General features: G+C 64.3%; 27 protein-coding genes and 1 riboswitch. Of the genes, 8 read left to right on the forward strand and 19 right to left on the reverse strand.

Features of this window, described 5'->3' with window-relative positions:
- Positions 1-47: 47 nt before the first annotated feature.
- The 6 genes from BUA69_RS06045 to BUA69_RS06065 form a co-directional block, all read right to left on the reverse strand.
- A complete protein-coding gene (locus tag BUA69_RS06045) occupies positions 48-1025 on the reverse strand; it encodes a 2-hydroxyacid dehydrogenase (protein WP_244468675.1) in 978 nt (325 codons plus the stop codon).
- A 127-nt stretch (positions 1026-1152) separates the two neighbouring features.
- Positions 1153-2124, reverse strand: coding sequence for a TRAP transporter large permease (locus tag BUA69_RS06050; RefSeq protein ID WP_280136794.1), 972 nt, complete (start codon positions 2122-2124; stop codon positions 1153-1155).
- Complete coding sequence (locus BUA69_RS21405) at positions 2124-2432, reverse strand: TRAP transporter large permease subunit (RefSeq protein ID WP_280136793.1); 309 nt, start codon at positions 2430-2432, stop codon at positions 2124-2126. Before BUA69_RS21405 ends, BUA69_RS06050 begins: the two co-directional genes overlap by 1 nt.
- Before the next feature lie 2 nt (positions 2433-2434).
- Positions 2435-2947: a TRAP transporter small permease gene (locus BUA69_RS06055; protein WP_046133489.1), complete on the reverse strand. Its 513-nt coding sequence runs from the start codon at positions 2945-2947 to the stop codon at positions 2435-2437.
- The gene (locus BUA69_RS06060; RefSeq protein WP_046133488.1) at positions 2944-3762 is read right to left on the reverse strand and encodes a maleate cis-trans isomerase family protein; all 819 of its coding nucleotides are present in this window, start codon (positions 3760-3762) and stop codon (positions 2944-2946) included. The genes BUA69_RS06055 and BUA69_RS06060 overlap by 4 nt, the downstream gene beginning before the upstream one ends.
- Positions 3759-4742: a TRAP transporter substrate-binding protein gene (locus BUA69_RS06065; RefSeq protein ID WP_046133487.1), complete on the reverse strand. Its 984-nt coding sequence runs from the start codon at positions 4740-4742 to the stop codon at positions 3759-3761. The genes BUA69_RS06060 and BUA69_RS06065 overlap by 4 nt, the downstream gene beginning before the upstream one ends.
- A 334-nt stretch (positions 4743-5076) precedes the next feature.
- On the opposite strand from BUA69_RS06065, the gene BUA69_RS06070 reads away from it, so the two are divergent.
- Positions 5077-5985, forward strand: a complete 909-nt coding sequence (locus tag BUA69_RS06070; RefSeq protein ID WP_046133486.1) for a LysR family transcriptional regulator — start codon at positions 5077-5079, stop codon at positions 5983-5985.
- Here BUA69_RS06070 and BUA69_RS06075 read toward each other — a convergent pair.
- The 8 genes from BUA69_RS06075 to BUA69_RS06110 form a co-directional block, all read right to left on the reverse strand.
- On the reverse strand, positions 5977-6594 hold the full coding sequence (locus BUA69_RS06075) for a nucleotidyltransferase family protein (protein WP_046133485.1): 618 nt from the start codon (positions 6592-6594) through the stop codon (positions 5977-5979). The two genes, BUA69_RS06070 and BUA69_RS06075, sit on opposite strands and share 9 nt — an antisense overlap.
- Positions 6581-7543, reverse strand: a complete 963-nt coding sequence (locus tag BUA69_RS06080) for an XdhC family protein (RefSeq protein ID WP_046133484.1) — start codon at positions 7541-7543, stop codon at positions 6581-6583. Before BUA69_RS06080 ends, BUA69_RS06075 begins: the two co-directional genes overlap by 14 nt.
- Positions 7544-7592: 49 nt before the next feature.
- Positions 7593-9071, reverse strand: coding sequence for a pyridoxal-phosphate dependent enzyme (locus BUA69_RS06085; protein ID WP_046133483.1), 1479 nt, complete (start codon positions 9069-9071; stop codon positions 7593-7595).
- Positions 9068-10288, reverse strand: coding sequence for a diaminopropionate ammonia-lyase (locus tag BUA69_RS06090; RefSeq protein WP_046133518.1), 1221 nt, complete (start codon positions 10286-10288; stop codon positions 9068-9070). The genes BUA69_RS06085 and BUA69_RS06090 overlap by 4 nt, the downstream gene beginning before the upstream one ends.
- Before the next feature lie 107 nt (positions 10289-10395).
- A complete protein-coding gene (locus tag BUA69_RS06095; protein WP_052950312.1) occupies positions 10396-11082 on the reverse strand; it encodes a GntR family transcriptional regulator in 687 nt (228 codons plus the stop codon).
- A gap of 78 nt (positions 11083-11160) precedes the next feature.
- A complete protein-coding gene (locus tag BUA69_RS06100) occupies positions 11161-11493 on the reverse strand; it encodes a cupin domain-containing protein (protein ID WP_052950311.1) in 333 nt (110 codons plus the stop codon).
- Positions 11494-11523: 30 nt separating this feature from the next.
- Positions 11524-13164 carry a thiamine pyrophosphate-binding protein gene (locus tag BUA69_RS06105; RefSeq protein ID WP_046133482.1) on the reverse strand — a complete coding sequence of 547 codons (1641 nt, stop codon included), beginning with the start codon at positions 13162-13164 and terminating at the stop codon, positions 11524-11526.
- Positions 13165-13189: 25 nt separating this feature from the next.
- Complete coding sequence (locus BUA69_RS06110; protein ID WP_046133481.1) at positions 13190-13978, reverse strand: SDR family oxidoreductase; 789 nt, start codon at positions 13976-13978, stop codon at positions 13190-13192.
- Between the two features lie 163 nt (positions 13979-14141).
- On the opposite strand from BUA69_RS06110, the gene BUA69_RS06115 reads away from it, so the two are divergent.
- From BUA69_RS06115 to BUA69_RS06145, 7 genes are all read left to right on the forward strand, one after another.
- Positions 14142-15599 carry an aldehyde dehydrogenase family protein gene (locus BUA69_RS06115; protein WP_201777423.1) on the forward strand — a complete coding sequence of 486 codons (1458 nt, stop codon included), beginning with the start codon at positions 14142-14144 and terminating at the stop codon, positions 15597-15599.
- A 147-nt stretch (positions 15600-15746) separates the two neighbouring features.
- Positions 15747-16277, forward strand: a complete 531-nt coding sequence (locus tag BUA69_RS06120; RefSeq protein ID WP_046133480.1) for a dihydrofolate reductase family protein — start codon at positions 15747-15749, stop codon at positions 16275-16277.
- 95 nt (positions 16278-16372) lie between these two features.
- Positions 16373-16486: riboswitch (TPP riboswitch) on the forward strand.
- Positions 16478-17089: a YkoF family thiamine/hydroxymethylpyrimidine-binding protein gene (locus BUA69_RS06125; protein ID WP_046133479.1), complete on the forward strand. Its 612-nt coding sequence runs from the start codon at positions 16478-16480 to the stop codon at positions 17087-17089. (Overlaps the previous riboswitch by 9 nt.)
- A gap of 33 nt (positions 17090-17122) precedes the next feature.
- Positions 17123-17917: an ABC transporter permease gene (locus BUA69_RS06130; protein WP_046133478.1), complete on the forward strand. Its 795-nt coding sequence runs from the start codon at positions 17123-17125 to the stop codon at positions 17915-17917.
- Positions 17914-18666 (forward strand): ABC transporter ATP-binding protein, encoded by a 753-nt coding sequence (locus tag BUA69_RS06135; RefSeq protein ID WP_072866487.1) that lies wholly within the window; start codon positions 17914-17916, stop codon positions 18664-18666. The genes BUA69_RS06130 and BUA69_RS06135 overlap by 4 nt, the downstream gene beginning before the upstream one ends.
- Before the next feature lie 2 nt (positions 18667-18668).
- Positions 18669-19664: an ABC transporter substrate-binding protein gene (locus BUA69_RS06140; protein ID WP_046133841.1), complete on the forward strand. Its 996-nt coding sequence runs from the start codon at positions 18669-18671 to the stop codon at positions 19662-19664.
- Entirely contained in the window at positions 19661-20959 is a 1299-nt protein-coding gene (locus tag BUA69_RS06145; RefSeq protein WP_046133840.1) for an LLM class flavin-dependent oxidoreductase, read from the forward strand. The genes BUA69_RS06140 and BUA69_RS06145 overlap by 4 nt, the downstream gene beginning before the upstream one ends.
- Here the strand turns inward: BUA69_RS06145 and BUA69_RS06150 are convergent.
- The 5 genes from BUA69_RS06150 to BUA69_RS06170 are packed head-to-tail and all read right to left on the reverse strand — an operon-like array spanning position 20956 to position 25751.
- Complete coding sequence (locus BUA69_RS06150; RefSeq protein WP_046133839.1) at positions 20956-21942, reverse strand: ABC transporter ATP-binding protein; 987 nt, start codon at positions 21940-21942, stop codon at positions 20956-20958. The genes BUA69_RS06145 and BUA69_RS06150 overlap by 4 nt on opposite strands.
- 1 nt (position 21943) lies before the next feature.
- On the reverse strand, positions 21944-22954 hold the full coding sequence (locus BUA69_RS06155; RefSeq protein ID WP_046133838.1) for an ABC transporter ATP-binding protein: 1011 nt from the start codon (positions 22952-22954) through the stop codon (positions 21944-21946).
- A gap of 4 nt (positions 22955-22958) precedes the next feature.
- Positions 22959-23876 carry a dihydrodipicolinate synthase family protein gene (locus BUA69_RS06160; protein ID WP_046133837.1) on the reverse strand — a complete coding sequence of 306 codons (918 nt, stop codon included), beginning with the start codon at positions 23874-23876 and terminating at the stop codon, positions 22959-22961.
- 23 nt (positions 23877-23899) lie between these two features.
- A complete protein-coding gene (locus BUA69_RS06165) occupies positions 23900-24790 on the reverse strand; it encodes an ABC transporter permease (protein ID WP_046133836.1) in 891 nt (296 codons plus the stop codon).
- Between the two features lies 1 nt (position 24791).
- The gene (locus BUA69_RS06170; RefSeq protein ID WP_046133835.1) at positions 24792-25751 is read right to left on the reverse strand and encodes an ABC transporter permease; all 960 of its coding nucleotides are present in this window, start codon (positions 25749-25751) and stop codon (positions 24792-24794) included.
- Positions 25752-25766: the final 15 nt, after the last annotated feature.

A 25766-nucleotide genomic window follows, 5' to 3' on the forward strand; every position in this document is an offset into this window, starting at 1 on the left:
TCCGGGGCGGGTGAGGGGGCCTTCCTCCGCGAAGTAACCGCCGCCCCCTAGAACCCCGCCTTGGGATAAATCTGATGCAGCGGCGCGCCGCCGCCATTCACCCGCCGAATGCTCTCGGCGACGTCCTTGGCCGCGCTGGTCGGCACGGTAATGCTCGCCAGATGCGGGGTGATATAGACATTCTCCATCTGCCAGAAGGGATGGTTGGGCTCCAGCGGCTCCTTGATGAACACATCGAGCGTCGCCGCGCCCACCTGCCCCGATTGCAGCGCCGCAATCAGCGCCGGCTCATCGACCACATCGCCGCGCGATGCATTGACGAATTTGGTGCCAGGCGTCAGCGCCGCGAACACCTCCGCATTGATCAGCCCCCGCGTGCCCGCCGTCAGCGGCATCATGTTGACCAGGATATCCAGGTCGCCGAGGAACCCCGCCCATTGGGTCGGATCGGACACGGTGGTCACGCCTTCGATCACCTTGGGCGACAGGTCCCAGCCGCGCACGTCAAAACCCTGCTCCGCCAGTCCGCGCGCCACGGCCGAACCCAGCGCCCCGAGCCCCAGCACACCCACCCTGATGCGATCGAGCGGCGTGGGATGAATGTAATGCCATTCCTTGCGCCGCTTGGCCGCCTCGAAATCGGGCATGTCGCGGGCATAGCGGATCACCGCAAAGGTCACATAGCTGCGCATCAGCGCCACCATGCCGGGATCGGAAAGCCGGCAGATCGGCACTTCGGGCAGATCATCGCGCCCGGTCAGTGAATCAACCCCTGCCCCCAGATTGACCACCAGCTGCAGGTTCTTGAACGGCGCAAAAAACCCCGCCGGCGGCTTCCAGGCCAGCACGTAACGCACATCATCGGGATTGCCAACATCGGGATAGACCCGCACATCCAGCTCGGGCAGGCAGGCCTTGAGCGCATCCGACCATTCGGTCGGATCATCGAACTCGGAATAGAACACCAGAGCGCCCATTGCGCCGGCCGTCTCGGGTTCGGAAATCAGGCTTGGGGATGAAGACATGAATTCACCTAGTTTTTTTCTGACGCCGGGGCACGAGTGCGCGCTTCAGGCGCGGCGGTGCGGCCCGGCGGTTTAGGAATGGGCGCCTGCCGGCTTGATCCGGCAGGCGATAAGTTTGGAGGGGCCGCTACATCACCAGGTTGGGCAGCCAGGTAACGATGGACGGCACGAAGATCAGCAGGATCAGGAACAGGACCATCGAGATCAGGAAGGGCGTATTGGCCTTGAACGTCTCGATAATGTCTTCCTTGCCTATTCGCGCCGCCACGATCAGGGCGAGGGCCACCGGCGGCGTCACCTGGCCGATCACCACGGTCACCACCATCAGGATGCCGAAATGCACCAGGTCGATGTCCAGAGCCAGCAGCGAGGGCAGCAGCACCGGCATGATCATCGGGATCAGCGGATCCAGGATCATGCCTGCGATCAGCGCCAGCAGCAGCATGAGCATGATCTGCGGAACGGTCGATTCGAACGGGAAGATGGTCTGCAGCAGTTCGGCCAGCGCCGTCGGCACCCGCGCTTCTGAAAGCGCCCAGCCGAGCGCCACCGAGAAGCCCACCACCAGCATCACTTCACCGGTCAGCACCGTGGCTTCCACCAGCACCTTGCGCAGCTGTTTGAAACTGAGTGTGCGATAGACCAGCATTGCCAGCACCAGGGCATAGGCCACGGCGAAGGCACCCGCTTCGGACGGCGTGAAGATGCCGAACACCAGCCCACCGACGATCAGCGTTGGCAGACCCATCGGCAGCAGGGCGCGCTTGCCCGTCCGCAGCAATTCGGACCAGGCAAAGCCCTGCATCGCCTGCCAGCCATGCCGCCGCGCCAGGATGGCGACGGTGGTCATCAGCATGCCCGCCAGCACCAGGCCCGGCACCACGCCCGCCAGGAACAACGCCCCCAGCGAGGTGCCGGTCACTGCCGAATACAGGATCATCGGCGAACTCGGCGGCACCAGGATGCCGATGCCCGAAGACGTCGCCGACAATGCCGCCGCGAACGGACCGGGATAGCCGGCCTGCTTCATCTTGGGCATGATGATCGAGGCACTGCCGGCCAGATCGGCCACCGAAGTGCCGATCATGCCGCCGAACATCAGGCTGACCGCGAATTGACATGGGCCAGACCACCCCGCAGCCAGCCGAAAATGGCGGCGGCGAAGTCGAACAGGCGATCGGAGATATCGCTGGCATTCATGATCCCGCCCGCCAGGATGAAAAGCGGCAGGGTGATCAGGATGTAGTCGCTGATGCCCGTCAGCACCTGCTGCGGCAGCGACAGCTCCCAGCCGCCACTGACGAACAGGAAGACAATGACCGAGGAGGCCAGCGCAACGATGATGGGCATGCCCAGCACCGCCAGAACGCAGAGGGTCACGATGACCGCGAGCGCGAGAAAAAGCATGGTCAGGCCTTCCGTTTGAAGATCGGCACCAGAAGGGTGCAGGCCAATCCGAGCAGGGCCGCGAACAGCGCGGCAATGACGATGCCCTTGGGCATCCGCAACACCGGCGATTTGTCCCAGCCAAAGACCATCAGATATTCCCAGCTCAGCCAGGCGCAGTAGAACATCACGCCTGATCCAAGCAGGGCGGACAGCACCGCCAGGACCCGCCGGCGGCTGCTCCGCAGCCGGTCGGTGAGGATGTCGCAACAGATCAATGTCTGGCGCATACCGGCCATGATGATCCCCAGCGCCGTTAGCCAGACCATGAGGTAGATGACCACCTCCTCCGTCCAGGGCAGCGGCATCGAGAAGGCATAGCGGCTGAACGCATTGACGAAGACCAGGACCGCCAGGCTCGCCATGACCAGCATGGCTAAAGATTCCACCACCCAGTTGAGTGCGGCGACAACCTTGTTCGGCGGCCGAATTTCGTGGTCATGCAGGAGCAGTTCGGCGCTGCTGGCTTCGCTCATCTCGTCCCTCCCGGGGTCGGGTCGGCCAGCCGCCGCTTGAACAGCGAGCCATAGCCCGGCTTGGCGCCATTGACGTCTAGGACCTCCAGCGCATGCCAGAACGAGGCCTGCACCGCCGAGATCACCGGCTTGCCCAGCTCCTTTTCCAGCGCCTCGATCACCGCCACCGACCAGAAATTGGTGCAGGAGATGAAGATCGCGCTGGCTTCGGGCGTATCCACCGACTTCACCAGGTCATAGACCTGCTCGGGCGGCACTTCGGCCAGGGCCTGGTCGGTATCGATCGACAGGTTGCGCGAGCTGACCACGCCATGCCCGTTCTCTTCGAGAAAACGAATGGCGCGCTGGTGGATCTCGCCCACATAGGGGGTGGCCAAGGCCACCTTGCCGGCGCCAACTTCCTTGAGCGCGGCCAGCGTCGCCGTGGACGCCGTATTGATCTTGGGGCCCGGCGCCCAGCGCTTGAGTTTTTCGATCAGCGCATGGTCATAGGCCGTGCCGTGCAGGAACGAGGCACTGGTGCCCCCAAAGCACAGCAAATCGATCGGCGCCGAGCCCAGCAATTGCGCCGCCCGCTCGAGTTCGGGCGCATTCATCATCTCCTCGATGCCCTCGACAGTCACCTTGGGCAGCTTGATGCGCGTGGTATGGATGGCGACGCCCTCGGCGGCCATGGCCCACATTTCCGATTCCATGACGATGCTGGACGCCATGAAGATCAGCCCGATACGAGCCTTGGTGCCATTGCCGTCATAAGCGAAGTCTGGGTAGGCAGAGCGCTGTGCGCTCTGCCCGGTCTGAAGTGTCGATGTCATTGTACGATTGCTTTTACCTGGGCCATGAATTCTGGCGTTACGAACTTGGCGATCTCGGCATGGATCGGCTCGGCAGCGACCTGGAAGGCCGCGATGTCGGGAGAGTTGACGGCGACGCCCTTGGATTCAAAGAACGCCACCAGTTCGGCATCCTTGGCATCGGAGAGTTCGCGGGTCTTCTGGCCGGCAATTTCAGCCGCTGCGGTCACCTTGGCCTTCTGCTCGTCACTCAGCGTGTCCCAGGTCTTGCCGTTCATCGCCAGGGTGATCGGGCTGTAGACGTGGTTGGTCAGCGAAATGTATTTCTGCACTTCATAGAGCGAGAACTCCTCGATCACCGAGAGCGGGTTTTCCTGCCCGTCAAGGGCGCCCTGCCGCATGGCGACATAGGCATCGCCAAGCGCCATCGGGGTCGGCGCCGCGCCGAGCATGGCGAAGGCCAGGATGCGGGTTTCGCTGCCCGGGGTCCGGATCTTGAGGCCAGCCAGGTCGGCCGGAACATTGATCGGACGGGTATTGTTGGAGACCGAGCGGAAGCCCAGTTCGCCAAAGCCCAGCACATGCAGATTGGCCCGCTGGCGCAGCGTTGCCTTCAGCAGGTCGCCCAGCTCGCCATCGATGGCGGCACGCGCTTCATCCTTGTTGTCGAACAGGAAGGGCGCATCAAACACTGCGAAGTGATGGTCCATCTGCACGATATCGGAGCCCAGCGGCACCACCTGCACGCGGTCGACACGCAGCATTTCGGTGAGTGCGGTCTCGTCTCCCAGCGAGCCGCCTTCGAAGAACTCAACGGCGAAATCGGCACCGGCAGTCGCCGCCAACTCGTCCTTGAATGTGGTCAGCATCAGGTTCAGCGGATCGCCCGGCGAGGTTTCGACGGCCATGCGCAGCGAGGTTTGCGCCACGGCGCTCCCCGTCAGCAGGCCGAGCGCGACGATACCGGCGCAGGCGATCTTGAATGATTTGGGCTTACCCATGGAAATGTCCCCTAGTTCCTTGTGGTGGTTGGTTTGCCGAATCCAACGCGCGACTCAACGACGTCCGTGGAGCGAACAAAACAGATTCGGCGCTTTTTTATGCAGTTTTAGTTGTCGGCGTTTTTGCAGGCAGCGACAGGATTGTGCGAAAATGGTCGAAGTTGCCCAGCGGGTGCGGGTGACGCTTGCTGCGTTCCCAAAGTCCGCAAGCGGGCATTCTTCGGCTGCCGGCTTTCTCCCCAGTCCTCCTCCAAGCACTGGTCCAAAGACATATTGATGACATCCACAACATCAGTAAAATAGTATTCTCCTTTCTTTTGGATCGGATTTTCTGATGCTATTTTCTCTCCGTTCGCTCCGTTACATCGTGACCGCCGCCGAGACGCAGAGCGTCACCGAGGCCGCCCGCCAGCTGGGCATTTCCCAGCCCGCGATCTCCGGCGCCATTGCCGCAGCCGAGGTCGAACTGGGCACGGAAATCTTCGTGCGCCACCATGCCAAGGGCATTACCCTCACGGCGGCGGGACAGCGCTTCGTGCATGAGGCACGCCTGCTGCTGAAACATTCTCAGGACTTCGAGCGCTCGGTCGCCTCGCTTGGTTCCTCGATTACCGGCGAGATCACCGTGGGCTGTTTCGGCACCCTGGCGACGCGCTACATGCCGGCCCTGCTGTCGGAATTTTCCCGCCGCGCGCCCGGCATCACCGTGCGGCTCGAAGAGGGCAACCAGCAGGAAATCGTCGATGGCCTGCTGTCGGGGCGCATGGAGATCGCCATCGCCTATGCCTATGCGCTGCCGAGCGAAATCACCGGCGAGGCGCTGGTCGAGCTGCCGCCCTATCTGCTGGTCGCCGCCGACCATCCGCTGGCGTCCAAGCGCAAGATCAGTCTCAAGGAAATCGCCGCCGAGCCATTCATCCTGCTCGATCTGCCGCACTCGCGCGAATATTTCCTCAACCTGTTTTCGGCCTGCTCGATCATGCCGCTCATCGTCTATCGCTCGAAATCCTATGAGCTGATCCGGGGGCTGGTCGGGCATGGGCGCGGCTACACCATCCACAATGCCCTGCCGGGCACCTCGATCACCTATGACGGCAGCCGCGTCGCGGCACGCGCCATTGTCGAGCCCCTGCCCCCGGTTCATGTGATGAGCCTGCGGCTGCGCCGGCAAACCATGCGCCCGGCGGTCAAGGCCTTCGCCGATTTCCTGCCCGAAGCCTTCGCTCCCGGCGGACTATTCTGACAGTGCCAGCGCATAATCCTCCGCCTCCGCCAGAGCCGCTGGCGTATCGATGTCGATCAGCACGCCGCGATTGCGGCTGCGCACCTGCGCCAGGGCCGGGCCGTTCGCCCTGATGATCGCGCCACCGCCCTTGTCCCCCTGCAGGAGGCGCAGCGCCGGAAAATGCTGGCGCGCGAAGAGCACCGGATGTCCGCGCCGCCCCTCGAACAGTGGCGCCGCAATGGACTTTTCCGGCGCCTGTTCCAGCGCCGAGGCCAGCGCCCGATAATCATCCGGCCGCACAAACGGCATGTCCGCCAGCGCCAGGAAAGCATGGCTGACGCCATTGACCGCGCCAAACCCGGCAGCAATCGAGCCCCCCATGCCCAGGGCCGCATCTGCGTTTTCAACCAGCGCCAGGCCCGTGTGCCGGGCATAGTCGAGCAATTCGGTATCGGTGTGGGGTCCATGCACCATGCTCCGCTCAGCCAGCGGCACAGACGCCAGGCAATCGATCGCCCAGAATGCCAGCGGCCGCCCGCCCAGTTCCGCCACCAGCTTGCTGGCGCCAAAGCGGCGCGACAGGCCCGATGCCAGCAACACCCCGGCCATGGCTTCAAGCGAGGGCATTGGCCGGCTCCGCGCGGCGCCGCGCCGCAATGATCTCACCCAGAATGGCGATGGCAATTTCCGGCGGCGAACTCGCCCCGATATCCAGCCCGACCGGCGCCCTGATGCGCAGGATATCGTCGGCCGCAAACCCCATATGCCCCAGCGTCTGCACGCGGTTGGCATGCGTCCGCCGGCTACCCAGCGCCCCGACATAGAAACACGGGCTGCCCAGGATCTTGCCCAGAATAGCCGGCTCCCATTCATGCTCGTGAAACAGCAATACCGCCGCCGACCATTGATCGAGCCCGGCATAGGCAAAATCGCGCGGCGATTTCAGATGCACCTGCTCGGCACAATGCGGCGCGATCTGCGCCAACAGGTCCGGCTCGGTCGAAATCGCCACGATCTCGAACCCCGCCATGGCGCCCAGCTGGCACAGCGAACCCAGGATCGCGCCCTTGCCAATAGCCACGATGCGGCGCGCCGGCTCGTAATGCTTGCGGTATTCCGCCTTCGCTTCAGGCGAAACCACGGGCCCGGTTTCCAGCCACGAGCGATGCGCCCTGGTGTCCTGCACCAGCGTCACCGGCTGGCGGGCCTGCAGCCGCTCCGCCGCCGCCATGATCAGCTCGGGATCGATCCGCGCATTGATATAGATTTCGATGCCGGAGCCGCAGGGCAGCCGGATGTCGAAATAGGGCGAACCCTTGCCATAACGAATGCGCCGATTGCTCTGCGCCTCGATCGCCACCAGCGCCTCGGTGACGATGGCCGCTTCGGCGCAGCCCCCGGTGATATTACCGATGGCCGAGCCATCCTCGGCCACCGCCATCTGGCTGCCCAGCGGGCGCGGCGAGGAGCCATCCACCTCGACCAGCGTCACCAGCGCCACCCGCATGCCCTGCGCCGCCTTGGCATTGAACCAGGGCAGCACAAACTCGGCAAACGGCACCGGGCCGCCCGCCACCCGCCCCGTCCCGGGGACGGAGCAGGCCAGATCGGAACTGCTTTGGGCGCTAGCTGGCCGGTGCGTTGAAGGCATCGATCAACTCGTCCCAGATGGGCACCATTGCCATCAGGCCATCCCAGAAGGACTGCTGGCGCCGCGCATCGAACGCCTCCAGCGACACGCCCTGCTGTTCGACCCAGGTGTAATAGCCCAGGTTGAAAATCCGTTCCTTGTCGACGCGGCTCAGCTCCTGCATTTCGTCGGTGGCAATACCAGCCAGATATTGCCCGAACGCCTCGGCCGCCTGCACTGCGCCAAACCCCTTGGGGAAGTGCTGCGCCAGCGTCTTGTCCAGCTGGGAGCCATACATCACCGCCCCATCGGTCGCGATGGTGACAATGGCGTCGTCAGCCCCGAGATCGAGGTAGCGTGCGAGCTTGATCGCCGCCACGATATTGGCAATCGAGGACAGGCCGAGATGGCCCAGCCCCGCCAGCTGCGCGGCATCCAGCCCCTTGTGCTCGGCCAGATAAGCGCGCCCGGCTTCGGTATTGAACAACACGTTCAAAACGTCCGAGGCGTGGTCGGAAACCCCGATCACATAGTCGGTGTTAAAGGCATTGTGGATCAGCGGAATATGCTTGTCGCCGATGCCCTGGATATTGTGCTCGCCATAGCCATTGCGCAGCAATGTCGGGCATTCCGTCGCCTCGACCGCCGCAATCTGTGCGCCCAGCACGTCCTTCAGGTGATCGCCCGCCGCCAGCGTGCCGCTCGATCCCGAGGCACAGACAAACGCCCGCGCCCGCAGCGCGCTATCGCCCTTGACCGCGCGGAACACCGCTTCCAGCGCTGGCCCGGTCACCGCCCGATGGGTGACGTAATTACCGAATTCGCTGAACTGGTTGAGGATGACGTTCTGGGGATCCTTGGCCAGCTCATGGCAGGCATCGTAGATTTCCTTGAGATTGCTCTCGCTGCCCGGCGTGCGCACGATATCGCTGGGGTTCTTGGTCCAGGCTTCCAGCCAGGAGAACCGCTCGGCGCTCATCCCTTCGGGCAGCACCGCAACGCTGCGGCACCCCAGAATGGTCGAGATCGCCACCCCGCCACGACAGTAATTGCCCGTCGACGGCCATACCGCGCGCTGCGCCTGCGGGTCGAACTGCCCCGTCACCAGCCGCGGCACCAGGCACCCATAGGCCGCCAGCACCTTATGCGCCCCGATCATCGGGAAGCGGTCACCCAGCGCCACGATGATGCGGGCTTTGACCCCGGTCAGGCTTTCGGGCAGCACCAGATGCTGCGGCACCGCGCCCAGTCCCTGCCGCTCCGCATCATTGTGCCAATGCACGCGATAGAGATTGCGCGGATCGGCAGCGTCGGGATCGACCCCAGCCAGCTCCGCCACCACACCCTTGTCGATACGGGCTGGATCTGCCAGTTCCGACAGTTTGGGCAACCGCACCCCATTGGCGCGGAAATGCGCCCGGGCCCGCTCATGCACCCCCTGATCGACAACGCTGCGGGCAAACAGATCGGTCATTGCGCAGCCTCGTGATGCTCGGGCGTCCACTCATTGGTCGGCGCATTGATCAGCCGCTGATAGAGCGCCGCATCGGTTGCGCCCTCGGTGCCGATCAGCAGCACCCGCGAATTGCCATCCAGCCCCAGCTGCGCCTTTATGCCAGCATCCTCGAGCGCCACCATCAGCCCCGCCAGCCCAGCGCCACCGGACTCCCCGATCTCCAGCATGGGATCGCTGCCCAGCGGCCGCGCCAGCTGCTTGATCGCCGCAATCGCCACGCCATCAGGAATACTGAGGAAGAAGTCGGCCGTCTTTTCCAGGATATTCCAGGCGATCAGCGACGGCTCGTAGCATTCCAGCATCGCCATCACCGTCGCCTCGCCCGGCGCCATCGCCTGGCGCTGATTGGCCATCGCGCTGCGCTGCAGGCAATTGGCCCGCGCCGGCTCCACCACGATCAGCTGGGGCCGTTCGCTTTCCAGCAGGTCATGGAAATAGCCCGCGACCACCGCCGCCAGCCCGCCGACGCCGCCCTGCACGAACACATGGGTGAACGAGCCCGAGGCCTGCTCGATGATCTCGTCGAGCATGATCGTATAGCCCTGCATGACGAGGCCCGGGATTTCCTCATAGCCTTCCCAGGACATGTCCGAGACCGTGGTCCAACCCTCGCGCGCCGAAGTCTCGGTGGCCTCGGCGACCGACTGGTCGTAATTGCCCGGCGTCCGCACGATCTCGGCGCCAAACGCCGCAATCGCATCGGCCCGGCCCTGGCTGACGCCCGAATGCACGAAGATTACGCAGCGGCAGCCGAACATCTGCGCGCCCGCTGCGACCGAGCGGCCATGATTGCCGTCGGTGGCGCAGGCCACGGTCATCTCGGCCGCAATCGCCTTGCATTCCTCGCCCAGCAATTCCGCCGGATCGACCGCCCGCCCCAGCTTGCGCTCGACATGGCGATGCACCAGCCGCGCCACCGCATAGGCGCCGCCCAGCGCCTTGAAGCTCACCAGCCCATAGCGCTGGCCCTCATCCTTGACCGCGATGGCACCCAGCCCGAGCGTATCGGCCAGAGCCGGCAGCTCCACCAATGGTGTCGGCTTATAGGTGGGAAACGCGCCCAGATACCGGCGTACCGCGTCGGGCGCCTTGGCCCCGACGATCTGGGCCTCGGAAGCGTCGAGCTTGCGGTTGAGCTTCCCCGAGCTATTGGCCACCAAAGTCGTATCGGTCATCATCCACTCCATTCGGACAAGGCTTCGCCATTCCCGCCAGCGGCAGGTCGAAATAAGGTCATTTGGGTAGGTGCCGCTCGTGCGAGCGGCACGCTTCAAAGGCTGGGTTAGCCTCGGTTCTTGGCTTCGAGCGCCACCAGCACGTCGGCGGCGGAACCAGCCAGCAAGTCGACATGCTCGCGCATCAGGATATGCGCGCGTTCTTCGCTACCCTGCTCGATGGCATCGACGATCTTGTAATGCTCTTCGACCGACCGCCCCATGCGGCGCGGCTGGAAGGTGATGTGGCGGCGATAGACTTCCACCCGCCGCCGCAGCTTGCTGCTTTCCAGCGTTAGGAAGCGGTTCTGCGCGCATTTGTAGATCAATGCGTGGAAGGCATTATTGGCGGCAAAGAACCCCAGATGATCGCCGGCATTGGCCCGGGCCTGGCACTCGTCATTGAGCACGCGCAGTTCCTTGACCTCTTCCTCGGTCATCCGGCGGGTGCACAGACGCGCCGCCAGCCCTTCCATCTCGGCCAGCACCTGGAACATCTCGACCAGTTCGGCCGTGGTCACGGTCTTGACCGCGGCCCCCTGATTGCGCCGGATCTCGACCAGCCCGCTCGATGCCAGATGGTGCAGGGCCTCGCGCACCGGAGTGCGCGACACCTCGAAGCGCTTGGCCAGCGCCTGCTCGTCCAGCTTGTCGCCGGGCTTGAGCGCGCCATTGAGGATGTCATCCTCCAGAATGCGGATGAGATTGGCCGAGGAGGAACGCTGATCGGGTTCGTCTTCCATCACATTGCTCATCTTTCTCTCCACATTCCGACTCTGCCAGCCTCCGCGGCGGGCACGGATAGTGTGATACTATCCGCACCAGCCTCGATACTACTGCTTTACCGTGATCACCAGACTTGTGCAGTGCTCATCCTGCTCATTGACCGTGTAATGCGGATCGAACGGCTCGAACAGCACCGACTGGCCCTTGGTCAGCGTGAAGCGCTCCTTGCCCGTATCGAAGGTCAGCGCGCCCTCGAGCACATAGAATACCTGCGACCAGCTCTCATGGTGATGCAGTTCGCCGCCACCGCCCTTGGGGGCCTTGGAAACCTGCACGCTGAAATTGCTGCCGGCAAATGGCACGATATCGAGCACGTTGAGCCCGCCGAAGTGATTGGGCGGCGTAATCCCGGTCGCATCGCCATTCTTCCAGATCTTCATGTTCTGCTCCTCAATATGACTTTGCGCGGACTACGAAATGTAGGCCATGTAGGGGCTGATGACGCTGCGCACCGGCACCTGCACGATGGCCGGCTTGCCCTTGGCCACGGCATCGACCAGCGCCTCGGCAATCGCCGCCTCGGTCTCGGCGAAGTAGCCATTGCCACCTAGCCCGACCGCCACCTTGGTCCAGTCGCGGCGCGGCAGGTTCATCTCATAGGTTTCCCCGAAGCTCTGCTGCTGCGGCAGTGCGATGGCGCCCCACATCTCGTCATCGAGCACGACGATGATGAAGGCCCGGCCATAGCGCTCGGCGGTATCGAGTTCGGACACATGGAAGCCCACGCCACCATCGCCGACAAACACCACCACCGGCGCGTCATGATCGGCAAAGTTGGCCCCGGCGCCATAGGGCACTTCCGCCCCCAGCGTGCCCGACTGCCCGGCCCGCAGATAGCGCCCCGGCGCTGCGATCCGCAGCCGCCCATCCGCCCAGAAATCCACATTGCCATGCGAGGACACATAGATGGTATTCTCGGGCATGGCGGCGCACACCGCGTCGATTGCCGAGATCGGGTGCATCCCGGTATTGTCGCCTTCCCCGCTCTGGCCTTCGCGCTCGGCGCGCCATTCGGCGAGGAGACCCTCGATCCAGGCGCGGTCAAAGCTGCCAATCGCCGCTTCTGCCAGCGCATCGACCACCGATGACGGCGACGACTGGATGGCCAGATCGGCCCGCTTGTTGCGGTGCAGCAATTCGGCATCGGATGCGACCTGCACGATCTTGGTGCCCTTGCCGACATTGTCGCCAAATTCCAGATCGAACTCGAAATGGTGGCCTAGAAGGATCACCAGATCGGCTTCCTCGAGCCCACGGCGCAGTGCGCCATTGCAGGGGGCATAGCCGGGGCCGGCCCACAATTCGTGATGCTCGTCGATGATGCCGCGCGCCAGGCGCAGCGTCGTAAACGGCAGCCCATGGCGTTCGACGGCACCCTGCAGCTTGGCGCTCTGGTCAAAGAAGGTCTCGTCGCCCAGCACCAGGAATGGCCGCTTGGCGCCCGCCAGCAGCGCTTCGAACGCCGCCTTGTCGTCGGCCCGCAGCCCGGCCTTGCCCGGCATGACCGGCGCCGATGCAGCGATGGTGGCGGGATCGACGGTCACGGCTGCCGAAAGGATATCGGTCGGCACTTCCAGGAACACCGGACCCGGCCGCCCCGCCCACATCTTGCGCCAGGCGATATCGAGATATTCGGCCAGCCGGTTGGGATCGGTGCAGCGCGCCGACCACTTGGTCACCGAGCGCATGGTGGGCAGCACTTCAAACGACATGCCCGCGCCACGTTCGGCCGAGCTGGTCGAGGACTGGGCGCCAACGATCAAAAGCGGCGTACCGGCCAGACTCGATACCAGCGCCGGGGTCACCGCATTGGTCACGCCGGGCCCCAGGGTCACCACGGCCACGCCGGCCTGGCCGGTCACCCGCGCGCCGGCTTCCGCCATGTAGCAGGCTGCCGCTTCATGGCGGGCATGAACCAGTTGCACGCCCTGCTGGGCGCATGCCCGGTAGATTGCGTTGATCGGACCACCCGACACCGAAAAGATATCGGTGACGCCAGCGGCCTTGAACCATTTGACGATCGCTGCGCCGCCATCGAACTGCTGTTGCATTTGATACTTACCGTTCCTGCGAATGTTAGTAGGCGCGCGACTTGCCGCCATCGAGGGCGATCGCGGTGCCGGTGATGAAACCGGCGCGTTCCGAGGCGAGGGTGGCGACAATGGCGCCGAAATCCCGGGGGTCGCCGAATTTGCCGGTCGGCACTTCGGCCAGCCACAGCTTTTCGGCCTCGGCGCGGCTCAAGCCGTCGCGGTCCATGCTCGACTGCACCAGATATTCCATGCGGTCGGTCGCAAACGGGCCAGGGCAGAGGCAGTTGACCATGATGCCTTCATGGGCAAATTCGATCGACAGCGACTTGGCCAGCCCGACCACGGCAAGGCGCACCGAGTCAGACAGCACCATATTGGGCTGCACCACTTTGACGCCGACCGTGGTCACGAAAATGATCCGGCCCCACTGGTTCTTCTGCATTTCGGGCAGCACCGCATGGCAGAGATCGACCAGCGGCAACAGGCTCTCATTGAGAGCGGCTTCCCAACCCTCGCGCTTGATGCTCAGAAACGGGCCCGCTTCGGGTCCACCGGTATTGGCCACGAAAATGTCGAGGCCGCCCAGCTTGGCCACCGCAGCTTCGACGCCCGATACCAGGGTCTCGCGGCGCGACAGATCGATCTCGACCGCCACCGCTTCGGCGGCGCCAGCGGCGCGCAATTCATCGAGCAGCTCATCCATGCCCGCCACATTGCGGCCAGCAACGGCAATTCGCGCACCCTCGGCCGCCAGTGCCAGCGCCGATGCCCGACCCAATCCACGCGATGCCGCGGTGATCAGCGCCCGCTTACCGCCCAGTCCCAAATCCATTCCGGACCTCCCTCTTCGTTAATCCAGAGCTAGCACCAGCGAACACACGTTGTCAAATGATGTCGACAATACCAATTTGGTTGTATACAAACTTCGCATTGGAATTGAGCAGCGGCCCCATGCCGCCGTCTCCGACAATTGGACAGATTAAGGGAGTGGACCTGTGGCCATTGAGATGATCCCCCTCGTGCTGGGTAAGACGACGCTGAACGAGGGCTCCGACGGCGTCGGCGAGACCCGCGATCCGGCAACCGGGGCGGTAATCGCCCAGTTCGCCCGCGCCGGTGAACGCGAGGTCAATCTGGCGGTGGAAGCCGCCCGCAATGCCTTCGACCATGGTCACTGGACCCGCATGCGCCCCTTCGAGCGTGGCCGCATCCTGCGCCGCATCGGTGAATTGATCCTGGAGCGCCGCGATATCATCGCCCGCAAGGAAAGCATCGATAGCGGCAAGCCGCTGCGTGACGCCTATTGGGAAGTCGACTGCGCCGCCCGCTTCTTCGAATATTATGGCGGCGCCGCCGACAAGCTGCATGGCAGCTCGATCCCGCTCGGCCCCGATTGGTCCGACTGGACCGTCAAGGACCCGATTGGCGTCAGCCTCCACATCATTCCCTGGAACTATCCGTTCCAGCTGATCGCCCGTGGCGTTGCCCCCGCGCTCGCCGCTGGCTGCTCGATCATCATCAAGCCGGCGACGGACACCCCGGTCACCGCCTATGAATTCCTCAAGATCTGCCAGGAAGCCGGCCTGCCCGAAGGCCAGGTCAACCTGATCAATGGCCGTGGTTCGTTGGTTGGCGATCTGCTCGCCCGTCACCGCGGCGTCGATCAGATCACCTTCACCGGCTCGGTGCCGACCGGCGAGCGCGTGCTCGTCGCCGCCGCCTCCCATGCCATTCCCTGCTCGATGGAGCTGGGCGGCAAGTCCCCGCAGATCCTGTTCGCCGATGCCGATCTCGACAAGGCCCTGCCCATGGTCGCCGGTGGCTTCACCACCCATTGCGGCCAGGTCTGCAATGCCGGCACGCGCCTGCTGGTCCAGCGCTCGGTGCATGACGAAGTCGTCTCGCGCCTGCACGAGCGTCTCCAGACCATGACGCTGGGCGCCGGCCTCGATGATCCCGATATGGGCCCGCTGATCAGCCGCGGCCACAAGGAAGATGTCGAGCGCTATTACGACATCGCCCGCCAGGACGGCGACCTGCTGTTCGGTGCCGAGCTGCCGACATCATCGGCCCTTGCCAATGGCGCCTTCGTGCGCCCGGCTCTCGTCGTCGGTGCCGGCAACCAGACCCGCATTGCCCGCGAGGAAATCTTCGGGCCGGTGCTGACCATCATTCCGTTCGACACCGCCGAAGAGGCCGTGACCATCGCCAATGACTCGCCCTTCGGGCTGGTCGCGGGCGTCCACACCGCCAATATCTCGACCGCCCTCGGCGTCGGCGAAAAGCTGCGCGTCGGCCAGGTCTGGATCAATTCCTTCGGCGTCGGCCTCGACGTCGAATTCCCCTTCGGCGGCTACAAGCTCTCCGGCTTCGGCCGCGAAAAGGGCCTCGAAGCCCTCGGCGCCTATCAGCAGGTCAAGAACTTCTGCATCCACCACCCGCTCGGTAACTGATGCGTCCACATCACTGAGCCGGCAACGGCGCGCGACCCCCTCGCGCGCCGTTTTCGTTTGTTCCCTCGCCCTCGCCCCCAATTGTGCCCGGCCCCGCTTCTGGCTAAATTCTGTTCACCCTTCTGGGCAGCGCGGGGAGTTTGCGGCATGGCAAAGCTCGTCTTCGGAATGAACCAGTCTCTCGATGGTTATGTCGACTACACCGCGTTTGGGCCCAGTCCGACGCTGTTCCAGCACTATATCGAGCAGGCGCGCGAGCAGGTCGGCAGCATCTATGGCCCCCGCCTCTACGAACTCATGGCCTATTGGGATGAAGATCGGCCCGAATGGGACGCGCCTCGCCACGACTTCGCCAGGGCATGGCGCAAGCAGCACAAATGGGTCGTCTCGCATTCCGCAAAACCCGTCGGCCCCAACGCGACAATGATCAGCGCTGACGTTGAGGCGACGATCCGCCAGATCAAGCATGAGCGCCAGGGAGAAATCCAGGTCGGCGGCCCCAGGCTCGCCCATAGCCTGACCGAGCTCGGCCTGATTGATGAATATCGCCTCTATGTCCATCCCGTCGTGCTCGGCGCTGGCGAGCCGCTCTTTGCCGGCCCACAGCCAAGACTGCGCCTGCAGGCCAGCGAGCGCATGGACGAGGACGTGATCCGCCTGACTTACGTTTCGGCCTGACCGCGCCATCGCCGCTGCCAGCGCCGTCCGGCTCCGCCTTTCGTCGATACCAGTCAAACGGGTCTTGCCCTCGCCGGGGCAATCTGATTGATTGCCGCCATCCACAGGGGTGCTCCGTATTGCCGGGGCTGAGACGCGGGCGCCAAGCCTTCAGACCCTATTAGCTGATCTGGGTAATACCAGCGGAGCGAGGCGGGGCGATGTTTTCTGGCGCACAAATTTCCCTTTATCCCATGACCGACGATTTCGTCGGCGTCATCATGAGCGCATTGGGCGCGCTCGATCCCTATCGCGATCACCTGCGCATCGAGACCGACGATATCTCGACGCTGTTGGTCGGTCCGCCCGAAGTGCTGTTCCCGGCCATGCGCGACCTCTTCGCCGCCGCCGCCAATACCGGCACCCATACCGTGCTGTCCGCCGCCATCTCGCGGGGCTGCCCCGGCGAACCCGATGACGCCATCTGCGTCTCCGCCCAATTGTCCGGCCCGCGCGAGCCGCTGGAGCAGCGCAAGGCCGCGTCGCTGGCCGCTGTCGCCGCCGCCCCCGATCTGTCGACCCCGATCGCCGCCCAGTTCTCGCTCTATGTGATGGGCACCGGCAATCACATGGACGAAATCTACGGCTGCATCGACTTCCTCAAGCAGTCCGGCGTCTTCGACCGCTCCAAGAATTTCTGCACCAAGCTCGGCGGTGACGCCGGCGCCGTCTTCGCCACGCTGGAAGCGGCCTTCTGCCAGTTCGGCCCGCCCGAGGGGCATGTGACCATCGACCTGACGGTTTCAGCGAACAGCCCGACGCCGCGCACCTAGCGCCACCGTCCCCTCGCTTCCCAAGGTCTTGTCATGTCCAAATCGCACCCGCGCGCGTTCGCGTCCGCCTTCGGCCATATCGGCCCGGCCCTGCTCTCGGTCGGCTCGCTGATCCTGGCCTGGGAACTCTATGCCCAGTTCTCCGGCATCTCGCCAACCACGCTGCCCGCCCCCTCCCGGGTTCTGGCCCAGGCGCTGCAGCATCGTGCCGCGCTGTTCGAGAACACCCTGCCCACCATCAGCGCCACGCTCCTGGGCTTTTCCTGTTCGCTGATCGCCGCCTTCGTCTTCTCGGTGCTGATCGACTTCTTCAAGCCGCTGCGCCGCGCCCTGTTCCCGGTCTTCATCATCAGCCAGACCCTGCCGCTGGTCGCCATCGCCCCGCTCATCGTCCTCTGGTTCGGCTTCGGCCTCACGCCCAAGATCATGCTGGTGGCGCTGGTCACCTTCTTCCCCATGCTCGTCGCCCTCGTGCAGGGCTATGCCGCCACCGATGACGATATCGAGGCCCTGCTGGCCTCGATGGGCGCCTCGCGCGTCCGCATTTTCCTTTTGGCGCGCCTGCCCTCGTCCCTGCCCTATTTCTTCGCCGGGCTGCGCATTTCCATCACCTATGCCGTGGTCGGGGCGATCTTTGCCGAATATGCCGGCGCCGCCAAAGGCCTCGGCATCTATATCCTCAATGCCAAGAACAATTTCCGCCCCGATCTGGTGCTCGCCGCCGTCCTCGTCAGCGCCACCCTGACGCTGGTCCTGTTCGGCACCACCATCCTGATCCAGCGCCTCGCCATGCCCTGGGAACGACTGGGCGAGAAGGCCAGGCCATGACCCACAATCGCCTCGAACTCCGCCATGTCAGCAAGCGCTTCGGCGAGCTCGACGTGCTCGGCGACATCTCGCTCACTGTCCGTCCGGGTGAGTTCGTTTCCATCCTCGGCCCCTCCGGCGCCGGCAAATCCACCATCTTCAAGCTGCTGACCAGCAGCTTGCAGCTTGATGGTGGCGAGATCGCCTTTGATGGCGCCCCTTTGCGGGGTCAGCGCCCCTTCGCCTTCATGCCCCAGCACGATGCGCTGATGCCCTGGCGCCGCATCATCGACAACGCCACTTTGGGCCTGGAAGTCCAGGGAATGAGCCGGTCTGAGGCCCGCGCCCGGGTCCAGCCGCTCTTCGCCGAATTCGGTCTCGATGGCTTCGAGCAGCACTATCCGGCCCAGCTGTCCGGCGGCATGCGCCAGCGTGCCGCGCTGCTGCGCACCATCAGCCAGCAATCCAGCATGCTGCTTCTCGACGAGCCCTTTGGTGCCCTCGACGCGCTCACCCGCGCCGGCATGCAGCGCTGGCTGCAATCCATGTGGGAACACCACAATTGGACCGCCCTTCTCATCACCCACGACGTTCGCGAGGCGGTTTTCCTCTCCGACCGCATCTATGTGCTGACCGCCCGCCCCGCCCGGGTGCTCACCGAAATTACCGTCCCCCTACCCCGCCCGCGCCGCGACCTGGCCTCGCCAGCGGCCAGCGCCATCGAGGCCAAGCTCTTGCAAACCCTACTCAATCCCGACCAAAGGACCTGACCATGCGCCACCTTCTCGTCGCCGCCCTCGCCACCTTGATGGTCAGTCCGGCCCTCGCCCAGACCGAGCCCGTCACCATCTCCCTGGATTGGACACCCAATACCAACCACATCGGCCTCTACGTCGCCCAGGCCAAGGGCTTCTACACCGATGCCGGCCTCGCCGTCGAAGTCCTGCCCTATAGCGACACCTCCGCCGGCACCCTGGTCGCCAACCACGTCGCCGATTTCGGCATCCTCGGCTCCCTCGGCCTCTTCACCCAACGCACTGCCGGCGCCGACCTCGTCGCCACTTATGCCCTGATGCAGACCGAGACCGGTCGGCTGGTTTTCAACGCCGACCGCGCCGATATCGAGTCACCCAAGGACCTGGATGGCCTGACCTATGGCGGCTTTGGCAGCGCCTGGGAGAACGCCTTGATCGGCACCATCATTCGCCATGACGGCGGCGAAGGCAGCTTCGAAACCGTCACCCTCGGCACCTCGGCTTACGAGGCTCTGGCCAATGGCGCCGTGGATTTCACTTTGGAAGTCTACACTTGGGAGGGGGTCAAGGCCGAACTGGAAGGCAAGGGCCAGCGCGCCTTCCGCTATGCCGATTTCGGCGTGCCCGACCAGCACACCAATTTCATTGGCTCCAGCCAGGCATATCTCGATGCCAACCCGCAAACCGCCGCCGCCTTCATCGCCGCCAGCAAGCGCGGCTACGCTTATGCCGTGGCCAATCCCGATGAAGCCGCAGATATCCTCATCGCCGCCAATAGCGATGTGCTGACCGATCGCGCCCTGATCCGCGCCTCGCTGCAGGCCCTGATCGATGGCCATTACCTGCAATCGGCCGACGGCGTCATCGGCACCATCGACCCTGCCAAGATGGATGCTATCGCCGATTACCTCTTCACCGCCGGAATTCTCCGCGACGGCAATGGTAATCCCGTCGCCACCCGCCCCGACATCGCCGCCTATTACACCAACGCCTTCCAGGGCGGCGCCCAATGACCGACACGCGCCGGCTGCACCTCAATGCCGTGATCTTTGGCCTCGGCAGCCACGAGGCCGGCTGGCGCATGCCGGAAAGCGATCCTCTTGCCTCGACCAGTCTCGACTACTGGATCGACATTGCCCTTCGGTCCGAGGCCGCCGGATTCGATGCCCTGTTCCTCGGCGATGTCCTCGCCCTGCAACAGGGCGCCGACCGTCACCTCTCCGACGCGATGGACCCCTTTGTCATCCTGTCGGCGCTCGCCGCCGTGACCAGCCGCATCGGCCTGATCGGCACTGCCTCGACCAGCTTCGACCACCCATTTCACCTTGCCCGCCGCTTCGCCTCGCTCGACCATATCAGCAAGGGCCGCGCCGGCTGGAATATCGTCACCTCCTCCAACGCACTCGAAGCCCAGAATTTCGGCCTCGACGCCATGCCCGAGCACGATGCCCGCTATCGCCGGGCCGCCGATGTCGTCGATGCCGCCATCGCGCTCTGGCAGAGTTGGGAACCCGATGCCCGCCATCCCGACAAGGCCTCAGGCTGCTATTTCGACCCGGCCAAGGTCCACGCCGTCAATCACCGCGGCGCCTATGGCGGCGCTGCCGGTCCCCTCAACGTGCCGCGCCCGCCCCAGGGCCGCCCGATCCTGGCGCAAGCCGGTGCCTCGGAAGCCGGCCGCGCCTTCGCCGCCCGCTATGCCGATATTGTCTTCACAGTCCAATCGACCTTATCGGAGGCGCAATCCTTCTATCGCGACATCAAATCGCGCGCAGCAGACGTCGGTCGCGATCCCGCCAAGGTTCTGATCTTCCCCGGCATAGTCCCGATTGCCGCGCCAAGTCAGGCCGAAGCGGAAGCTCGCCTCGCGCAGATGAACAGCTTCGCCGTCATCGAACATGTGCTGGCCAAACTCTCTGAGTTTCTCGGCGCCAACCTGAGCGGCGCAGAACTCGACGCACCGCTCCCCGCCGAAGTCGGCGCGGGCGTACCCAGTCAGTCCAGCCAAAGCCGGGTCGCGGTCCTGGTCGGTATCGCCCGCCGTGACAATCTCACCCTGCGCCAGTTGCTGCTGCGTCTGGCCAGCGGTCGCGGCCACCTCTTGGCAGTGGGGACCGGCTCAACCATTGCCGACACCATGCAGCATTGGTTCGAGCACGGCGCCGCCGATGGGTTCAATGTCATGGCGCCGGTGATGCCAGCCGACCTGCAAAGCTTCATCGACCACGTCCTGCCGATCCTGCAGCAGCGTAGCCTTGCCGCTCCATCCGTCGGCACCAATCTGCGCCAAAGGCTCGGTCTGGACTAGCTGATTGCCCCTGCCGCGATCTCCGCATTGCGGATGCAGGCGCTCCGATGCTCGGTGCCAACCGTTTCAAGCCCCGGCACCGCCCCCGCACACGCCTCGATGGCGAGCGGACAGCGCGTGCGGAACACGCAGCCGGAGGGTGGATTGGCCGGGCTCGGAATATCGCCGACCAGCACCTGCCGCTGGCTGGTCCGGCCGGGGATGGGCTCGGGAATGGCCGAGAGCAGCGCCCGCGTATAGGGATGGCGCGGATTGGCATAGAGCGTCTCCGCCGGCGCGATTTCCATGATCCGCCCGAGATAGAGCACGATCACCGTGTCACAGATATACTCGACCACCGCCAGGTCATGCGAGATGAACAGCATGGTCAGCCCAAGCCGCAATTGCAGATCGCGCAGCAGATTGATGATCTGTGCCTGGATCGAAACGTCGAGCGCCGATACCGGCTCGTCAGCGACGATCAGCTCCGGCTCCAGCGCCAGCGCCCGGGCAATGCCGATGCGCTGACGTTGGCCACCGGAAAACTCGTGGGCATAGCGATCAAACGCGTCGGCGGGCAGTTCCACTGCCGCCAGCGCCGCCTTGGCCCGGGCCACCCGCGTCTCGCGCGGCTCGACCCCCTGGATCTCCAGGCCTTCCATCAGGATCTGCCCGATGGTCATGCGCGGCGACAGGCTCGCAAACGGATCCTGGAAAATATACTGCATGCGCGAGCGCTGCTGGCGCAGTTCACGCGCCGACAACTTGGTCATGTCAACGCCATCGACCAGCACCGTGCCGGCCGTCGGCTCGACCAGCCGCAGTACCGAGCGGCCAATCGTGGTCTTCCCACTGCCCGACTCGCCGACGAGCCCCACCACCTTGCCGCGGGGCACCTCGAACGACACGTCTTCAATCGCCCGCACCACCGGACCGCGCGAAAACGCGGCAGGCTTGAAATGCTTGGTTAGCCCGGTGACGGACAGGAAGGGTTGTTCAGTCATCTCAAAGCTCCTGCCAGCGAATACAGCGGCTCAATTGCCCCTCACCGGCATCGACCAAGGCCGGCACCGCAACAGCGCAGGCGTCAATTGCATAGGGGCAGCGCGGTGCGAACGAACACCCCTGCGGCAGGTTGGCCAGGCTCGGCACCGAGCCGGCAATGGTCGGCAGCGGCGTTCCGGCCCGCTTCAGCGCCGTCGCTTCGCCCAGCCGCGGAACCGAACGCAACAGCCCCTTGGTATAGGGGTGGCGCGGATGGGCGAACACCTGGTCAACCGGCCCGGTCTCGACAATCCGTCCGGCATACATCACCGCAACGCGGTCAGCGATCTCGGCCACCACGCCCAGATTGTGCGTCACGAACAGCATCGCCATGCCACGCTCGGCCTGAACCTTGGCGAGGAGTTCGAGGATTTGCGCCTGGATGGTCACATCCAGCGCCGTCGTCGGCTCGTCGGCGATCAGCAATGCCGGATCGCAAGCCAGGGCCATGGCAATAGTGGCGCGCTGGCGCATGCCGCCCGAAAGCTCATGCGGATATTGCCTGGCCCGGCGCGCCGGATCGGGAATGCCGACATCGGCCAGCAGCTTGACCGCATCTTCGGCCGCCTGCTTGTGCGAGCGGCCGAGATGGATGCGGATCGGCTCGGCGATCTGCTCACCCACGGTATAAACCGGATTGAGGCTGGTCATCGGCTCCTGGAAGACCATGCCAATATCATTGCCACGGATACGGCGCAGGCTTTCACCATCCATCTGCGCGAGGTCATTGGTGACGCCGGACTTACCCCGGAACCGGATGGTTCCGCTGGCAATCCGGCCCACCTTCTTGGGCAACAGCCCCATGACCGAGAGGCTGGTAACCGACTTGCCCGAACCCGACTCGCCTACCAGCGCCACGGTTTCGCCGGGTGCGATGGACAGTTCCAGATCCGACACGGCCGCAATGTCGCGGCCGCCGATGCGGAACACCGTGCGCAGATCCTGGATATCGAGAATGGGTTCGGGCATCATTGCATTACCCCATCAGGCCGGCAGCGCGGACCAATTCGACAATCTTGGCCGTTTCGCCAGCATCCAGCCGACGCTGTGGCCGGGCCATGATATTGGTCTCGATAATGCCAAGCTGCTGCATCGCGGTCTTGAACGAGCCGACACCGGCCGAACCGGGGCTGACGCGCGGCAGCGCCACCCAGACCATTTCGAACAGCTTGCAGAGACGCTCCTGCTCGGCACGGGCCGCAACCCAGTCACCGGCCTGCGCATGGTTCCACAGCCGCACATAGCCATGCGGATCGACATTGGCGAGGCCGGGCACGACGCCATGGGCGCCCATCTGCAAGGCGGTGTCGACGACGATTTCCGAGCCGGTCATCAGGAAGAAATCGGGCAGATCGGCCAGGTCCTGCAGGCAGAAACGGAAATTGCCGTCATCGCCGCTGGAATCCTTGAGCCCGGCAATTGTGCCTTCGCGCGCCAGGGTCACCGTGGTCTTGCGATCCAGCTTGATGTTGACGCAGACCGGAATGTCATAGGCAATTACCGGCACGTCGATGGCTTCACGCACATAGCGGAAGTGGTCGATCACCTCGCCCTGGCTGGTGCGCGCATAGAAGGGCGCAGTCACCACCACGGCATCGACACCCAGCTCGGCCGCCGCCTTGGAATGGGCAATCACCCGGTCGGTGGTCGGATCGATGGTGCCGGCCAGCACGGGCACGCGGCCATTGGCGATCTTGATCGTGTGTTCGATGATCTTGCGACGGGTCGCGTCATCATGGAACACCACTTCGCCGCTCGAGCCGAGCACGAACAGGCCATGCACACCGCCATCGACCAGGTTCTCGACCACGCGGGTCAGCGAGGCATAATCGACTTCGTAGTTTTCGGTCAGCGGAGTGACGACGGGAGGAACGACGCCTTTAAAGGTAGTCATAGTTTTCGCCTGTTGGTTTCTAATCAGTTGAGGTCGGATCGTGGGTCAAAGGCATCGCGCAGCCCATCACCCAGGAAATTGATTGCCAGCACCGTCAGCACCAGGGCTCCACCGGGGAACATCCACTGCCAGACATATTGTTCGAGCACGATGGTGGAGCGGGCGGCGTTGAGCATGTTGCCCCAGCTCGCTTCCGGCGGGGCAATGCCCAGCCCGAGGAACGAGAGCCCGGCTTCGAGCAGGATCGCATTGGCGATCTGGAGCGTCGCGTAGACGACCAGGATGTCGATGCAATTGGGCAGGCCATGGCGGAACAGCAGGTGCGGCATCGAAGCGCCCATACCGCGGGCCGCCACCACGAAATCGCGCTCACGCAATTCCATCAGCCGGGCGCGCACCATGCGCGACAGCACCGGCCAGGACAGCAGCGAAATGACCACGATGGTGGGCATCACCCCGGTACCGGCAATAGAGGCAAGCACCAGCAGGAAAATCACCGGCGGCAGCGTCATCGCCAGATCGACAAGGCGCATCACGCCATTATCGACGACCTTGCCGCCAAAGCTGGCAATGGCCCCCACCAGAAACCCGATGACGATGGAAATCGCCACAGAGACGATCGCCACGGTCAGCGAAATGCGGCCACCCTGCAGCAGACGCGCCAGGATATCGCGGCCGACGCCATCCGTGCCGAACCAATGGACGGCGCCCGGCGCCTGGTTGAGGGCGCGCAGATCGATATCGTTGGGCGCATAGGGCCACCATAGCGGATAGCTGCTCACCGCGATCAGGATCGGCACGAGGATTGCCAGACCGGCGAGCGCCGCGCCATTGCTGCGGAACCGCTCCCAGGCGCGCAGCCAGGGACCCTTGCTGGTCTTGCGGGGTGTTGCGACACGTGTTGCTGCGCTCATCTCAGGCCACCTGGATGCGCGGATCGACCGCGGCGTATGTGATATCGGTCAACAGGTTGACCACGATGACGCAGGCGCCGATCACCAGCGTTGCGCCCATGATGACGGGGTAGTCGCGGGTCTCCACCGCGTTGACCAGCAGCAGGCCCATGCCCGGCCAGTTGAAGACGCTCTCGATAAAGATGGCGCCGCCCACGGCGATGCCGATGGTCGAGCCGATCAGCGTGATCACCGGCAGCAGCGCATTGCGCACCGCATGCTTGACGATGACGAAGAACTCCCGAACGCCCTTGGCCCGCGCGGTCCGCACGTAATCCTGATTGAGCACCTCCAGCAGCGAGGCGCGCATATAGCGCATGATCAGTGCCGCATGACCGATGGACAGCAGGCAGGCCGGCAGGATCAGATGGGCCAGCAGATCAGACATCGAGAAGCCCATGCCCGGCGTCAGCATGCCGCCCGATGGCGCCCAGCGCAGTTGCACCGAGAAGAAATAGAGACCAAGCAGGGCCGTCAGAAATGCCGGGCTGGAGATACCGATAAAGGCGACGACCGAAAAACCGATATCGGTCGGCGAATTGCGCCGCACGGCGCTGATGATGCCGCCGGCAACACCAACGACGATGGCGATGATCAGGCCCGCCGCCATCAGCAGCAGGGTTGGTCCGATGCGCTCCATCACCAATGGCAGCACCGGCACGCCGACCCGCTGGATCGAGTAACCGAGATCACCGGTAATGGCGGTTCGCAACCAGCCAAAATACTGCACCGGCAGCGGCGCATCGAGGCCAAGCCGTTCGCGCAGCGCCTGCATCGCCTCGGGCGATAGTGGCGAGGTCGGATTGACATAGGCATCGATCGGATCGCCTGGTGCCAGCCGCAAGAGGATGAACACCAGCACGCTCAAGGCAAGCAGCATCACGAGGCCGATAGCCAAACGTCGGGTAATGAAAGTCGTCATGGCATCACCGAAGCG

Source organism: Devosia limi DSM 17137 (assembly GCF_900128975.1).
Classification (GTDB): Bacteria; Pseudomonadota; Alphaproteobacteria; order Rhizobiales; family Devosiaceae; genus Devosia; species Devosia limi.

What these genes read in the sequence shown, in the direction of transcription:
- BUA69_RS06045 (WP_244468675.1), bottom strand. Translation starts at nt 1,025, where the DNA reads ATGTCTTCATCCCCAAGCCTGATTTCCGAACCCGAGACGGCCGGCGCA.
- BUA69_RS06050 (WP_280136794.1), bottom strand. Translation starts at nt 2,124, where the DNA reads ATGTTCGGCGGCATGATCGGCACTTCGGTGGCCGATCTGGCCGGCAGT.
- BUA69_RS21405 (WP_280136793.1), bottom strand. Translation starts at nt 2,432, where the DNA reads ATGCTTTTTCTCGCGCTCGCGGTCATCGTGACCCTCTGCGTTCTGGCG.
- BUA69_RS06055 (WP_046133489.1), bottom strand. Translation starts at nt 2,947, where the DNA reads ATGAGCGAAGCCAGCAGCGCCGAACTGCTCCTGCATGACCACGAAATT.
- BUA69_RS06060 (WP_046133488.1), bottom strand. Translation starts at nt 3,762, where the DNA reads ATGACATCGACACTTCAGACCGGGCAGAGCGCACAGCGCTCTGCCTAC.
- BUA69_RS06065 (WP_046133487.1), bottom strand. Translation starts at nt 4,742, where the DNA reads ATGGGTAAGCCCAAATCATTCAAGATCGCCTGCGCCGGTATCGTCGCG.
- BUA69_RS06070 (WP_046133486.1), top strand. Translation starts at nt 5,077, where the DNA reads ATGCTATTTTCTCTCCGTTCGCTCCGTTACATCGTGACCGCCGCCGAG.
- BUA69_RS06075 (WP_046133485.1), bottom strand. Translation starts at nt 6,594, where the DNA reads ATGCCCTCGCTTGAAGCCATGGCCGGGGTGTTGCTGGCATCGGGCCTG.
- BUA69_RS06085 (WP_046133483.1), bottom strand. Translation starts at nt 9,071, where the DNA reads ATGACCGATCTGTTTGCCCGCAGCGTTGTCGATCAGGGGGTGCATGAG.
- BUA69_RS06090 (WP_046133518.1), bottom strand. Translation starts at nt 10,288, where the DNA reads ATGACCGATACGACTTTGGTGGCCAATAGCTCGGGGAAGCTCAACCGC.
- BUA69_RS06095 (WP_052950312.1), bottom strand. Translation starts at nt 11,082, where the DNA reads ATGAGCAATGTGATGGAAGACGAACCCGATCAGCGTTCCTCCTCGGCC.
- BUA69_RS06100 (WP_052950311.1), bottom strand. Translation starts at nt 11,493, where the DNA reads ATGAAGATCTGGAAGAATGGCGATGCGACCGGGATTACGCCGCCCAAT.
- BUA69_RS06105 (WP_046133482.1), bottom strand. Translation starts at nt 13,164, where the DNA reads ATGCAACAGCAGTTCGATGGCGGCGCAGCGATCGTCAAATGGTTCAAG.
- BUA69_RS06110 (WP_046133481.1), bottom strand. Translation starts at nt 13,978, where the DNA reads ATGGATTTGGGACTGGGCGGTAAGCGGGCGCTGATCACCGCGGCATCG.
- BUA69_RS06120 (WP_046133480.1), top strand. Translation starts at nt 15,747, where the DNA reads ATGGCAAAGCTCGTCTTCGGAATGAACCAGTCTCTCGATGGTTATGTC.
- BUA69_RS06125 (WP_046133479.1), top strand. Translation starts at nt 16,478, where the DNA reads ATGTTTTCTGGCGCACAAATTTCCCTTTATCCCATGACCGACGATTTC.
- BUA69_RS06130 (WP_046133478.1), top strand. Translation starts at nt 17,123, where the DNA reads ATGTCCAAATCGCACCCGCGCGCGTTCGCGTCCGCCTTCGGCCATATC.
- BUA69_RS06135 (WP_072866487.1), top strand. Translation starts at nt 17,914, where the DNA reads ATGACCCACAATCGCCTCGAACTCCGCCATGTCAGCAAGCGCTTCGGC.
- BUA69_RS06140 (WP_046133841.1), top strand. Translation starts at nt 18,669, where the DNA reads ATGCGCCACCTTCTCGTCGCCGCCCTCGCCACCTTGATGGTCAGTCCG.
- BUA69_RS06145 (WP_046133840.1), top strand. Translation starts at nt 19,661, where the DNA reads ATGACCGACACGCGCCGGCTGCACCTCAATGCCGTGATCTTTGGCCTC.
- BUA69_RS06150 (WP_046133839.1), bottom strand. Translation starts at nt 21,942, where the DNA reads ATGACTGAACAACCCTTCCTGTCCGTCACCGGGCTAACCAAGCATTTC.
- BUA69_RS06155 (WP_046133838.1), bottom strand. Translation starts at nt 22,954, where the DNA reads ATGATGCCCGAACCCATTCTCGATATCCAGGATCTGCGCACGGTGTTC.
- BUA69_RS06160 (WP_046133837.1), bottom strand. Translation starts at nt 23,876, where the DNA reads ATGACTACCTTTAAAGGCGTCGTTCCTCCCGTCGTCACTCCGCTGACC.
- BUA69_RS06165 (WP_046133836.1), bottom strand. Translation starts at nt 24,790, where the DNA reads ATGAGCGCAGCAACACGTGTCGCAACACCCCGCAAGACCAGCAAGGGT.
- BUA69_RS06170 (WP_046133835.1), bottom strand. Translation starts at nt 25,751, where the DNA reads ATGACGACTTTCATTACCCGACGTTTGGCTATCGGCCTCGTGATGCTG.